The organism is Pseudodesulfovibrio aespoeensis Aspo-2 (assembly GCF_000176915.2).
Classification (GTDB): Bacteria; Desulfobacterota; Desulfovibrionia; order Desulfovibrionales; family Desulfovibrionaceae; genus Pseudodesulfovibrio; species Pseudodesulfovibrio aespoeensis.
This window is the reverse complement of the sequence record NC_014844.1, coordinates 2211650-2224005: the sequence shown is the minus strand read 5'-3', so window position 1 is coordinate 2224005 and position 12356 is coordinate 2211650. Positions and strand designations below refer to the sequence as shown.

Genomic DNA, 12356 nt, shown 5'->3' with positions numbered 1-12356 from the left:
GAGGATACGATGCCCAAGATCAAAACCAGACGCGCTGCCGCCAAGCGGTTCTCCAAGACCGCTTCCGGCAAGTTCAAGCGCCGCAGGAAGAACCTCAGGCACATTCTGACCAAGAAGAATGCCAAGAGGAAGCGCCGCCTGGGCCAGTCCACCCTCGTGGACAGCACGAACATGAAGGCGGTCCGCCGCCAGCTGCCCAACGGTTAGTTCGTTTCGGGCCGCGTGTCAGGTGCGTTCCTCATGAATTCCGGATGGCCGGGATTCAACGCGCCGGGCCGGAGTCGGTCGGAATCGAAGCGTGAATCCAGAAACAATCTAAAGCAATCCGCCTTGCTGGGGGAATCCGTCCAGCCCGGGAGGTATTAAGAGATGGAGGTTCGACATGAGAGTTAAACGCGGCGTTGTCGCCAAGAAGCGTCACAAGAAATATCTCAAGATGGCCAAGGGGTACCGCGGAGCCGGCAGCCGCTTGTACCGTACCGCTCGCGAACGCGTGGAGAAGGCCCTGTGCCATGCCTTCCGCGACCGCAAGGCCAAGAAGCGTGAGTTCCGCAAGCTGTGGATCATGCGCATCAACGCCGCCGCCCGGATCAACGGCATGTCTTACAGCCGTCTGATGGACGGTCTGAAGAAGGCCGGGATCGAGCTCAACCGCAAGGTGCTGGCCGACATGGCAGTGCGCGATCCGCAGGTGTTCGCGAAAATCGCAGAGGCCGCCAAAGTCAAGGTGAGCTAGACGTGAACGATGCATTGAAGTCCTTCCTGGAAGGACTCGACAGCCTGGCCCAGGATTGCGAGTCTCGCAAGGGCCAGGCTTGTTCGTTGAAGGAACTGGACGAGTTGCGCATCGAGTTTCTCGGACGCAAAGGCAAGCTGGCCCAATCCATGGGCCAGCTTGGCCGTCTCGACGCCACGGAAAAACCTGCGGGTGGCAAGAAGGCCAACGAGGTCAAGCAGTGCATCACCACGCTGCTCGACGCGTGGCAGGCCGAGCTTTCCCAGGCCGAGTCGGGCCGCGCCCTGTCCAGATTCGACCCCACCATGCCGGGCCGCAGGCCCTGGGCCGGTTCGCTGCACCCCGTGACCCTGGTCATGGACGAGATATGCGACGTGCTGACCGGGCTCGGGTTCGAGCACGCTGCCGGGCCGGAGGTCGAGAACGACTGGAACAACTTCGAGGCCCTGAACATCCCGCCCGAGCATCCGGCGCGCGACATGCAGGACACCCTGTACGTCTCCGAGCGGATCGTGCTGCGCACCCACACCTCGCCCATGCAGATCAGGAGCATGCTCAAGCGCCAGCCGCCGCTGGCGGTCATCGCGCCCGGCAAGGTCTACCGCCGCGACTCGGACCTGACCCACACCCCCATGTTCCACCAGATCGAGGGGCTGCTCGTGGACCATAACGTGTCCATGGGCGACCTGCGCGGCACCCTGACCGCCTTTGTCCGCCAGCTCTTCGGAGCCAGGACCGAGGTCCGGTTCAGGCCGAGCTTCTTCCCCTTCACCGAGCCCAGCGCCGAGGTGGACATCTCCTGCGTCCTGTGCGGGGGCGCGGGGTCGAGGGACGGCTCCACCTGCCGCGTGTGCAAGGGCACGGGCTGGGTCGAGATCCTGGGCTGCGGCATGGTCGATCCCAACGTCTTTCGGTCCGTGGGCTACGATGCCGAGTTGTATACCGGATTCGCCTTTGGCCTGGGCATCGAGCGGGTGGCCATGCTCAAGTACGGCATCGGCGACCTGCGCATGTTCTTCGAGAACGACGTTCGATTTCTCGAACAGTTCGCCTAGCCGGGAGTCTGGACGGCTGCGGGGCTTGCTCCGACCGTTTTCTTTTAACTTCTCATAGCTTACGGTAATGCAATGCGTGTCAGCTTAGATTGGTTGCGTGAATTTGTGCCCTATGAGGGCGAACCCCAGGCCCTGGGGGACCGGCTGACCATGCTCGGCCTCGAACTCGACGGCATCGAGGACCCCTTCGAGTCCGTCAAGGATCTGGTGGTCGGCCATGTTGTCGAGCGTTCGCCCCATCCCGAGGCGGACAAGCTCTCTGTCTGCCGGGTAGACGTGGGCGACGAGGTGCTCGACATCGTCTGTGGCGCGCCCAACGTGGCCGCCGGGCAGAAGGTGCCTGTGGCCAAGGTCGGCGTGACCATGCCTGACGGGCTCAAGATCAAGAAGGCCAAGCTGCGGGGCGTGAAGTCCAACGGTATGATCTGTTCTGAGCGCGAGCTGGGCTTTTCCGACGACCACGAGGGCATCTGGGTGCTCGACGATGTCCTGGTCCCCGGCGCGCGGCTGGTGGACGCCCTGAACCTGGAGCGCGTGGTCTTCGACTTCGACATCACGCCCAACCGGGCCGACTGCCTGTCCATCCTCGGTTTTGCCCGCGAGACCGCGCTCGCCTTTGACCTGCCCCTGACCCTGCCCGCCCTTGACCTCAAGGAAGCGGGCGGCAACGCGGCAGACGAGGTGCGCATCGTCATCGACGACCCGGAGTTGTGCCCCCTCTACAACGCCCGCGTCATCCGCGGCGTCAAGACCCGCAAGGGGCCGGACTGGATGCGTTTTCGCCTCCTGGCCCTGGGCCAGCGGCCCATCAGCAACATCGTGGACTGCACCAACTACATCATGTTCGAGCTAGGCCAGCCCCTGCACGCCTTTGATTTTGACCGGATCGAGGGCGCGACCATCCGCGTGGCTCCGGCCAGCGATGGCATGCGATTCACCACCCTGGACGGCCATGAGCGCACCCTGACCGCGGCTGACCTGCTCATTTGGGACGGGGCCAAACCCGTTGCCCTGGCTGGCGTCATGGGCGGCCTCAATTCCGAGATGGGGGGCGACTCGGCCAATGTCCTGCTCGAAGCCGCCATTTTCCGGCCCGGCACCATTCGCAAGACCGCGCGCAGGCTGGCCCTGCCGTCCGACGCCTCCTACCGCTTCGAGCGCGGGGTGGATCAGGTCATGAACCGGTTCTGCCTTGACCGCGCGGCCCAGCTCATGGCCGAGACTTCGGGCGGTACGGTGGTCGCGGGCGTGGCCAGCGCCGAGCCCAGACCGTGGCGCGACCGCGTCCACACCTACCGCCACGAGCGGTGCATGCGTCTGCTGGGCCTCGACCTGGAGCCGGCTTTCGCCAAAAAGGTCTTTGTGCTCGAAGGGTGCGGCGTGGACGACAGCGACCCGGCCAACTGGACCGTGTCCTCGCCCTCGCACCGGCTCGACCTGGAGCGCGAGGTGGACCTGTACGAGGAGGTGGGCCGCGTCTACGGGCTGGACCGCATTCCCGCGGTGCTGCCGAGGGTGGCCAAGTCCCTGGACGGCACGGTCACCGCCGAGACCGAGTACGGGTTCATAGGCCGCATCAAGACCTGGGGCGCGGGCGTGGGCCTCAACGAGGCCATCAATTACAGTTTCGTGGGCGCGGACGATCTCGACCGCCTCGGCCTGCCTGCCGGGGGGCGCGTGTTCATCGCCAATCCCCTGAGCGAAGACCAGAGCGTCATGCGCACCGATCTCGCGCCCGGCCTGCTCAACACCCTCAAGCACAACCTTGCCAAGGGCAATACCCATATCCGTGTCTTCGAAGTGGCCAAACGCTTTGTGGCCGATGCCCAGTCCGACACCGAGACCAGCGAGCGCTCCGGCCTGGGCCTCCTGCTCTATGGTCCGCGCCACGCCGCCGAGTGGCCCTGGCTGGGGGGTGACGTGGACTACCTGGACCTCAAGGGTCATGTGGAGCATCTGGTGGAGAACCACCTCAAGCTGGCCGCCCCGGAGTGCGTTCTGGCCGGGGAGCATCCCTTCCTCAACCCGTGCGTGGACGTGCGCGTGGGCGGACAGTCCGTGGGTGTCATGGGCCGGGTGCGCGAGTCCATGGCCGATTTCTACCACGCCCGCAAGGAAGTGTGGCTGGCCGAGCTTGACCTTGACGGACTGCGCCAGCTGGTGGCGGCCAACAAGGTGGGCTTTGCGCCGCTGCCCGTGTTCCCGCCCAGCCGCCGCGACGTGACGGTCATTGGCCCGGCCACCCTCAAGGCCCAGGCCATCCGCGATGTCATCGCGGGCGCTGGCGTGGACATCCTCGAATCCGTGGAACTGGTGGCCGAGTTCGTGCCCGAAGGGCAGGAAGAAGAGCGGGAAGAGCGCAATCTCTCCTTCCGTCTGACCTACCGCCACCCGGCCCGGACCCTCAAGGACACCCAGGTGGACAAGGAACACGCCAGGGTGCTTGAAGCCCTGACCGCGTCCCTGCCGGTCCGCTTTTAGCCCGGTCCGCGCTGGTTCGGCCTCTGGAGGCCCAGTGCAAGGAATCATCCGGCCCCGCTTCCCTCACAAGGGGGCGGGGCCGTTTTTGTGTCCCGAGCATGAGAACGGCCTGAAACGATGGCGTAAAGCTGTTGAAGGGAACCTGCCGATTTGCTAGATATGCCAAATGGAAGAGTTACAGGGGTTCAAACGGTACAAGATCGGCCAGGCCGCGCGTGAGATAGGGGTCAAGACCTATGTCCTGCGTTTCTGGGAAGGGGAGTTCGAGGAGATCGAGCCTATCCGCACCGAGAGCGGCCAGCGGCTGTACACCGAAGAACACCTGGAGATCATCCGCGAGATCAAGCGATTGCTCTACGACGAAAAGCTGACTATCGACGGAGCCAAGCGCAAGCTGCGCACCCGCGAACAGAGCGGCATTCTCCGGGAAATCCACGACGAACTCGTCTTCATCAAAAAACTTCTGAAGCGCTGAGTCGTTTCACCGCCCAAGCGAGGGCCTCACAATGAAAAAAGTGGTGAAACTGGGCATGATTGGAGCAGGCATATTGGCGGCGCTGGCCGTCCTGGCGCTGGGCGTCTTCATTTACACCTTTGACATCAACAATTACAAGGGTGCCATTTCCCGGCTCGTGGCCGAAAAGACCGGGCGCACCGTGACCTTTGGCGGCGACATCGCCATGACGCTGTTTCCGCGCCTTGGCGTGCGCATGGCCGACATCTCCCTGAGCAACGCGTCCGGCTTCGGGCAGCCCCAGATGCTCTCGGCCCGGCAGGCCCGGCTCGAAGTGCGGATTCTGCCGCTGCTTTCAGGCAGGGTCAGCTTCGGCCATCTGGCTCTCGACGGGGTCGTTGTCGGCCTGGAACGCGATGCGACAGGCCGGACCAACTGGGGCGACCTGACGGACCGGGTCACCAGTGACCCGCCCGCCCCGGACCAGGGCGGCGCGGCGGGCGGGGCGCAGTCCGGTCAGGACACCGGCTCGTTCGTGCTGGAGATCGCGGGCGTGAGCCTGACGGAATCGACCCTGATCTGGGACGACCGCCGGTCCGGGGTCTCCGTGACTCTGGACAACGTCAGCCTGACCACAGGGACCATCGGCGGGGCGGAGCCGTTTCCTGTGACAGCGCAATGCGGGGTGCGCAGTGTGGACCCGGAATTGTCCGGCACTGTTGAATTTTCAGCCAGCACGGTGGTCGACTCCGCCGTCATATCCCTGAGCGAAATAGTCCTCACGGCCAAGGCCGAGGGAAAGGACGTGCCCGGATCAAGCGCCACGGTGGAGGTTGCGGCGGACGCGGTCTCCGTGGATATGCGCGGGCAGACCGTCCGGGTCGATGGGCTGGTTGTGAGCGGGTATCAGGCGGCCATTCGGCTGGCCGGTTCGCTGACCGGGTTCGGCGCTGGCGGCAGACTCGCGGCCACTGTCGGGCTGGACCCCTTCGACGCCCGGCAGTCCCTGGCCGCCCTGGGCCTGGACGTGCCGTCCACCAGCGACCCATCGGCCCTGACGCGGGTGCAGGGCACGGCGGATGTGGTTGTCGATGCGGACGGGTTCGAGATCAGGGGACTCGACGCGACCGTGGACGACACGCGGATTTCCGGCAGCTTTGCCCATCGCGTGCGCGAGGACAGGCCCGACAATGTGGTGCGGCTGGCTCTCGACACCCTTGACCTGGATCGGTACCTTGCCGCGAACGGGCCGGACAATGCAGCCAAGTCGGCAGCCGCTTCGCCGGGCGCGGACATGCTCATCGACACCGAAGTCCTGCGCGCCCTGAGCCTGGACCTTGAGGCCTCGGCGAAAAGCCTGCGTGCGGGCGGGGTGCGGCTCTCCGACGTGCAGGCCGTGGTCAAGGCGCGTCACGGACTGGTCCGCGTCAGCCCGGTCAAGGCAACGCTCTACGGCGGCACCCTGGCCGCAGGGGCGACCATCAACGTGATCGGCGACCGCCCAAAGTCTGACCTCATCATCGGCCTGGACCGCGTTGACGTGGGCGGATTGTCACGGGATGCCCTGGGTTCCGACGAATATCAGGGGCTGCTCACCTTCAACGGCGCGGTGGCCTGCGAGGGCGCGCGGCGTGACGCCATGCTCCGCACCATGAGCGGCAGAACCTCCTTTGCCCTTGCCAATGGCGTGTTCCCCGGTGTCGACCTGCTCGGCATGGCCAGGACCACCCATGCAAGCCGCAGCCGCACCGACGGGACCGTGGAGGCGGCCAAGACCGATTCCACCGCCTTTGGCTCCATCACCGGCACGGGCGTGATCACCAACGGCGTTCTCAACAACCGCGATCTGGAGATCATGGCCCCGGGACTGCGCGCCGAAGGTCAGGGCGCGGTGTTCCTGCCCACGGGCGCGCTCGACTATCTGATCAAGGCCAAGCTGGTGGCCACGGCGCAGGGGCAGGGTGGCAAGACATCAAGCGACCTCTACGGGGTTCTTGTGCCCATCCGGGTGACAGGCACCCTGGCCGAGCCTGTCTACCGGGTCTCCCTCACGGAATACGCCAAGGCCCTGGGCGGCGCGGTGCTTGACACGGCGGGCAGCGTCATCGGCACTGCGGGCAGTGTCATTGGCGGTGTCACCGGGGTCATCAAGGATGTGGGCAAGGCGTTTGTGGGCGGCGACAACAATGCCACGGACACAAACGGGCAGGAGAAGAAGCGCGGCTTTTTCGGACTTTTCTGACACCGGACCGTTGCCAGATCGTGTGAAATCTGCGGGGTCGGTTTTGCTCGATCATGCCACTGTGGGAGCTGCTTTTTGACGCTATTTCAAGGAGTCGTGAATGAATATTCTGTTTCTGTGCACCGGCAATTCCTGCCGCAGCCAGATGGCCGAGGGGTGGACCCGCCACCTGCATCCAGAGATCGGGGTCTGGTCCGCCGGGGTGGTCCGGCACGGCATGAATCAGGACGCTGTTCGCGTCATGGGCGAGGCCGGGGTGGACATCTCTGCCCAGACATCCAAGACCGTGGACGATCTGCCCGAGGTGGAGTTCGACTCTGTGGTCACCCTGTGCGGCCACGCTGCGGAGAACTGCCCATATTTTCCGTCGCGGGCAAAGCGGGTGCATCGCGGGTTTGACGATCCGCCGGAACTGGCCGCCGGGCTGGAGAACGAGGAGGACCGGCTGGCGATCTACCGTCGGGTGCGCGACGAGATCCGGGCCATGGTCGAGGGGCTGCCGGGGAGTCTTGAGGATTGATTCGGACCAGTCTGGATCAGGACAGACCTGGAACCGGACCTGCGTCAAAAACTATTTTCTTCTCACAGGAATGGACGAGGGGGGCGGTGGCACCCGCTTGAGCGGCGGGGGCTTGGGCGGCCGGGCCTGTGGCTGCGGGGCGTTCTGCTTTGGCTGGGCCTGTGGCTGCGGATCGTTGCCGGCGACCAGCCCGTGCAGTTTGGCGAAAGCGGAGTCGAGCGGCTCCCGTTCCGTCACCAACTGCCGGAGAAATCCATTGATGGGTGCGACCATGGCAATGGCCTTGTCCACCTCGACGTTGGCGCCTTTCTGGTAGGCGCCGATGTTGACCATGTCTTCCACCCGCTTGAAGGTGGCCATGTGCCGCAGCAAGGCCTGGCCGTCTGCCTGGGCCTGATTTGTGGTGATGTCGCCTCGCAGACGGCTGACGGACCGGAGCACGTCGATGGCCGGGTAATGGCCGAGGTCGGCCAGTTCGCGGGTGAGTACGATGTGGCCGTCGAGGATGGAGCGGGTCGAGTCGGCAATGGGCTCGGTAAAGTCGTCGCCGTCCACGAGCACGGTGTAGATGCCGGTGATGGAGCCTTTGGCGCTCTTGCCCGCGCGCTCCAGGAGCTGGGGCAGGTGGGCGAAGACGCTCGGGGTGTAGCCGCCGCGCGTGGGCGGCTCGCCAGCGGCCAGACCCACCTCGCGACCGGCCATGGCGAACCGGGTGACCGAGTCCATCATCAGCAGCACATCCTTGCCCTGATCGCGGAAGTATTCTGCCACGGCTGTGGCCGCATAGGCCGCGCGCATGCGGATGAGCGGGCTCTTGTCCGAGGTGGCGACCACCAGTACGCTGCGCGCCATGCCCTCGGGGCCGAGATCGCGCTCCATGAATTCCACCACCTCCCTGCCGCGCTCGCCCACCAGGGCGATGACGTTGATGTCCGCCTTGGTGTAGCGGGCCATCATGCCCAGCGTCGTGGATTTGCCCACGCCCGAACCGGCCATGATGCCCACGCGCTGGCCCTTGCCCAGGGTGAGCAGGGCGTTGACCGAGCGGATGCCCACGTCGAGCGGCTCGTTGATGCGTGGCCGTTCCAGGGGGTTGGGCGGCTCCCGGTGCAGGGGCACGAAGGCGTCCGGCGTGATCGGCCCCTTGCCGTCCATGGGCGTGCCGAAACAGTCCAGGGCTCGTCCGAGCATGGCCTTGGCAACGGGCATGTGGGGCGGGGTGGCCGCGTTCTGGATGAGGTTGCCCGGCCCGATGCCGCGCATGTCGGAATAGGGCATGAACAGGCAGGCGCCGTCGCGAAAGCCGACCACTTCGGCTGCTATGGGCGGGCTTTCCTCCGGGATGAGATAGCAGACCGAGCCAAGCGGAGCCCGGATGCCGTGGCCCTCGGCGATGAGGCCCACGACCTTGGTCACCTTGCCGAAGGTCTGGCAGGGGTCCAGGCTTTCGAGCAGTCCCAGTCGCGAGTTCGACGCCACGGCTAGTCCTTGTCCAGGTCGGCGGTGGCGGCCTCGGCCATCTGGTCGAGGATCGCTTCCACACCCTGCCAGCGGGTGGCAACCGAGTTGTCCACTTTGCCGTCGGGAGTCTCGACCACCACGCCGCCCGCAGTCAGTGCCGGGTCGCCCTTGATGGTCCAGTATTTCAGCGCCGGGTTGCGCTCCTGGATGGTTTTCAGGAAGGCATCAAGACCCTCGGCATCCTCCCCGGCGCAGCGGATGACCAGCTGGTGCCGGGATTCGATGCGCTCCAGGGCCTGGCGCATGAGGGCTTCCAGGGACGCCTTGCGGCTCTGGCTCATCTCGATGCGCAGGGTTTTTTCAACGGCCAGCCGGATCAGGTCCATGATGTCCTTGCGGCGGGCCTCGAAAATATTCGATCCCTGGGAGCCGATGCGGGCAAAGAGTTTTTCCGCCTCTGCGGAGATGGTCCGGGTGTGCTGCTCCACATCGGCCTGGGCCTGGGCCAGCCCCTCGGCGTAGCCCTCGTGCCGGGCGGTGGCCCGCAGGGCTTCGGCTTCAAGTTCGGCGAAAAGCATGATTTCCTTGGCCTTTTCTCTGGCACGCTCCTGTACCCGGTTCAGGTATTCCTCATCGGTGGACTCGTCCCAGATGAGCTGGCGCTTGCCCTCCAGCTCCTGGATGGTCATCTGGTTGGGGCCGGGCGAGTCCATGCCGATGACGACCTTGCCGGTCAGTGGGAGGCGGGTGTCGGTGCGTGGTCTAGACAAAGACATCGCTGCCACCTCTGTTGATGACTATCCGGCCTTCGTCTTCCAGGCGGCGGACGGTCTTGACGATGTTCTGCTGTGCCGCCTCGACCTCGGAGAGCTTCTTGGGCGGCATGATTTCCAGGTCTTCCTTGATCATGGTGCTGGCGCGCTCGGACAGGTTCTTGAAGAACTTGTCCTTGAGGTCGTCGGACGCGCCCTTGAGGGCCACGGTAAGGTCTTCGTTGGAGACCTCCTTGAGCAGTTCGCGGATGGCGATGTCGTCGACGGCCTTGATGTCCTCGAAGACGAACATGAGGTTTCGGATGTCCTCGGCCATCTGGGTGGATTCCTCTTCGATCTCGGAGAGGACTTCCTCCTCGGTGTTGCGGTCCACAGCGTTGAGGATTTCGGCCACGGCAGAGACGCCGCCGACCTTCTTGCCTTCCTTGCCGCCCATGGCGATGAGCTGGCTTTGCAGCACCTTGTCCACTTCCATGAGCATTTCCTCGGCCACGGCCTCCAGCTTGGCAAGGCGCATGAGCACTTCGGCGCGCACGCCAGCGGGCAGGTTCTGGAGCAGCTCTGCGGCCTGATCCGGGTGCAGGTGGCCCAGGATGAGCGCCAGGGTCTGGGGGTGCTCGTTCCTGAGTATCTGCGCCAGGATGCGCGGGCTGACGTTTTGCAACTCCTGGAAGGGCGTGGGGCCGGTGTCCAGGTCCAGGGAATCCATGATGTACTTGGCCGTCTCGCTGTCGAGCGACTTGGTCAGCAGACGCTTGACCGTTTCCGCACCGCCCACCAGGAGCTCGGCACCGTAGGCCAGGGCCTCGTTGTACTCCTTGAGCACCTGAAGCACCTGCTCCCTGGGGATGGAGTCGGTATAGAGCATGGCCTTGGACACGGCGGCGATCTCGTTGCGCTCCATCCGCTTGAACACGTCCGACGTGAACTTCTCGCCCAGGGCGAGCAGCACGATGGCTGTTTTCTGCGGTCCTGTGAAGTCGGCCATTTCCTATGCCTCCTGGGCGAGCCAGCTCTTGAGCAGATGCACGGCCTGGTCCATGTTGTCGTCGGACAGCTGCACCGCGTGGTTTTTCGCGTTCTCGAGGCGTCTGGACATGTCCATGGCCTCCTCGTCGATCTCTTCCTCTTCCAGGGCGAGGCGCTGGGAGCCGGGCAGGCCCGCCATCTCCTCGATCTCCTGCTCGGCGACGCGGGGCCGGATCAGGGCCATGATCACGGGCCGCACCACCAGGATGAGGAACAGGAAGATGAGCAGGCCGTTGAGGAAGGGCTTGCCCAGCCGCTGCGCGTATTCGAGCATGGTGCGCATGAGCGAGTCGCCGTCGTACAGGGAGGGCTCGCCAAAGGAGATGTTGCTCACCTCGATGGAGTCGCCGCGAACACTGTCAAAGCCCACGGCCCCGGCGATCAGGTTCTTGATGCGCTCAAGCTCCTCGGCGGAGCGAGGGACATACACGGACTTGCCGGTATCCTCCTCGGTCTGCCACGTTCCGTCCACGATAACCGCAACGCTCAATCGTTTCAACTCCCCGACAGGGGCGATGATGTTTTCTTCCTGCTTGTTGATCTCGAAGTTGGTGGTGCGCGACTCGCGGGTGGAGTCCTGGGTGGTGCGCGTGCCGGTGAATCCGTCGCCGCGGAAGTTGGCGTCGGGCTCGCCGCCGGCCAGGGAGGCCGCGCCAGCAGTGGTTTCCTCGCTGCGGGTCTCGGAGCGGACCACCGAGCCGTCGGGGTCGTAGCTCTCCTTGCGGATGGTCTTCTGGCTGAAATCAAGGTCCGCGTTGACGCGGGCGATGACCTTTTCGGGACCGACCACCGGGCCGAGCAGTTCCATGATCCGGCGCTGGGTGGTGTTCTCGATGTCGGCCTTGTATTCAAGCTGGGTATTGGACAGGGCCAGGCCGCCGGAGTCGTCTTCGGGCGTGTAGAGCGGGCGGCCCTTCATGTCGGTCACGGTGATGTTCTTGGGTTCGAGCCCCTCCACGGCCATGGACACGAGGTTGACCACGCCCTGGACCTCGTTGGCGGCCAGCTTGGCGTTGTCCTTGAGCTGGAGGATGATCGAGGCCGAGGGCGGCATCTGGTCCTCGATGAACAGGCTCTTCTTGGGGATGACCAGGTGAACGCGCGCCTGCTCGATCTGCGGGAATTCGGTGATGGTGCGCGACAGCTCGCCCTGCAGGGCGCGCTGGAAATTGATGTGCTGCACGAAGTCGGTCTGGCCGATCTGGACGTTGTCGAATATCTCGAAGCCGATGCCCTGGCCGTGGAGGTTGCCCTCGCCAGCCACCTTCAGGCGCAGCTCGTAGACGCGGTCGGCAGGCACCAGGATTGTCTTGCCGTTGTCGTCGAGCACATACTGCTCTTTCTCGGCCTGGAGCATGCCGACGATGCGGGAGGCGTCCTCGGGGTAGAGATTGGTCATCAGCACCTTGTAGTCGGGCTTGTTCATCCAGTAGATCATCAGCGCGAAGGCGATGACCACGGATACAGCCAGGCCGCCTATGAGGATGCGCTGGGCCGCCGTGCGGTCCGACCAGAAGCCGTGAATTTTCGTCCAGTATTCAGCGATGAACGGAGACATCTCTTCTCTCCCGAGGAATTATTCGTTTTCGAACCGATGCGTTGGTA

11 protein-coding genes are annotated in these 12356 nt (G+C 64.6%); 7 read left to right on the top strand and 4 right to left on the bottom strand.

Annotation, left to right across the window (positions count from 1 at the left end):
- The first annotated feature begins 9 nt into the window (after window positions 1–9).
- From rpmI to DAES_RS10160, 7 genes are all read left to right on the top strand, one after another.
- Complete coding sequence (gene rpmI / locus DAES_RS10190; RefSeq protein ID WP_013514943.1) at window positions 10–207, top strand: 50S ribosomal protein L35; 198 nt, start codon at window positions 10–12, stop codon at window positions 205–207.
- Between the two features lie 175 nt (window positions 208–382).
- Window positions 383–736, top strand: a complete 354-nt coding sequence (gene rplT, locus DAES_RS10185) for a 50S ribosomal protein L20 (RefSeq protein ID WP_013514942.1) — start codon at window positions 383–385, stop codon at window positions 734–736.
- A 2-nt stretch (window positions 737–738) separates the two neighbouring features.
- Window positions 739–1791: a phenylalanine--tRNA ligase subunit alpha gene (pheS, locus tag DAES_RS10180; RefSeq protein ID WP_013514941.1), complete on the top strand. Its 1053-nt coding sequence runs from the start codon at window positions 739–741 to the stop codon at window positions 1789–1791.
- Between the two features lie 72 nt (window positions 1792–1863).
- Window positions 1864–4272, top strand: a complete 2409-nt coding sequence (gene pheT / locus DAES_RS10175) for a phenylalanine--tRNA ligase subunit beta (protein ID WP_013514940.1) — start codon at window positions 1864–1866, stop codon at window positions 4270–4272.
- A gap of 166 nt (window positions 4273–4438) precedes the next feature.
- Window positions 4439–4747: a MerR family transcriptional regulator gene (locus DAES_RS10170; RefSeq protein WP_013514939.1), complete on the top strand. Its 309-nt coding sequence runs from the start codon at window positions 4439–4441 to the stop codon at window positions 4745–4747.
- Window positions 4748–4778: 31 nt separating this feature from the next.
- A complete protein-coding gene (locus tag DAES_RS10165; protein ID WP_013514938.1) occupies window positions 4779–6968 on the top strand; it encodes an AsmA family protein in 2190 nt (729 codons plus the stop codon).
- A gap of 100 nt (window positions 6969–7068) precedes the next feature.
- Window positions 7069–7488 (top strand): arsenate reductase ArsC, encoded by a 420-nt coding sequence (locus DAES_RS10160; RefSeq protein ID WP_013514937.1) that lies wholly within the window; start codon window positions 7069–7071, stop codon window positions 7486–7488.
- A 51-nt stretch (window positions 7489–7539) separates the two neighbouring features.
- Here DAES_RS10160 and DAES_RS10155 read toward each other — a convergent pair whose 3' ends face one another.
- The 4 genes from DAES_RS10155 to fliF are packed head-to-tail and all read right to left on the bottom strand — an operon-like array spanning window position 7540 to window position 12309.
- Complete coding sequence (locus DAES_RS10155) at window positions 7540–8967, bottom strand: FliI/YscN family ATPase (protein ID WP_013514936.1); 1428 nt, start codon at window positions 8965–8967, stop codon at window positions 7540–7542.
- A 2-nt stretch (window positions 8968–8969) separates the two neighbouring features.
- On the bottom strand, window positions 8970–9725 hold the full coding sequence (locus DAES_RS10150; RefSeq protein WP_013514935.1) for a FliH/SctL family protein: 756 nt from the start codon (window positions 9723–9725) through the stop codon (window positions 8970–8972).
- On the bottom strand, window positions 9712–10710 hold the full coding sequence (gene fliG, locus DAES_RS10145; RefSeq protein ID WP_013514934.1) for a flagellar motor switch protein FliG: 999 nt from the start codon (window positions 10708–10710) through the stop codon (window positions 9712–9714). Before fliG ends, DAES_RS10150 begins: the two co-directional genes overlap by 14 nt.
- Window positions 10711–10713: 3 nt before the next feature.
- Entirely contained in the window at window positions 10714–12309 is a 1596-nt protein-coding gene (gene fliF, locus DAES_RS10140) for a flagellar basal-body MS-ring/collar protein FliF (RefSeq protein WP_013514933.1), read from the bottom strand.
- Between the last annotated feature and the right edge of the window lie 47 nt (window positions 12310–12356).

What these genes read in the sequence shown, in the direction of transcription:
- fliG (WP_013514934.1), bottom strand. Translation starts at nt 10,710, where the DNA reads ATGGCCGACTTCACAGGACCGCAGAAAACAGCCATCGTGCTGCTCGCC.
- DAES_RS10170 (WP_013514939.1), top strand. Translation starts at nt 4,439, where the DNA reads ATGGAAGAGTTACAGGGGTTCAAACGGTACAAGATCGGCCAGGCCGCG.
- pheT (WP_013514940.1), top strand. Translation starts at nt 1,864, where the DNA reads ATGCGTGTCAGCTTAGATTGGTTGCGTGAATTTGTGCCCTATGAGGGC.
- rpmI (WP_013514943.1), top strand. Translation starts at nt 10, where the DNA reads ATGCCCAAGATCAAAACCAGACGCGCTGCCGCCAAGCGGTTCTCCAAG.
- DAES_RS10165 (WP_013514938.1), top strand. Translation starts at nt 4,779, where the DNA reads ATGAAAAAAGTGGTGAAACTGGGCATGATTGGAGCAGGCATATTGGCG.
- rplT (WP_013514942.1), top strand. Translation starts at nt 383, where the DNA reads ATGAGAGTTAAACGCGGCGTTGTCGCCAAGAAGCGTCACAAGAAATAT.
- fliF (WP_013514933.1), bottom strand. Translation starts at nt 12,309, where the DNA reads ATGTCTCCGTTCATCGCTGAATACTGGACGAAAATTCACGGCTTCTGG.
- DAES_RS10150 (WP_013514935.1), bottom strand. Translation starts at nt 9,725, where the DNA reads ATGTCTTTGTCTAGACCACGCACCGACACCCGCCTCCCACTGACCGGC.
- DAES_RS10160 (WP_013514937.1), top strand. Translation starts at nt 7,069, where the DNA reads ATGAATATTCTGTTTCTGTGCACCGGCAATTCCTGCCGCAGCCAGATG.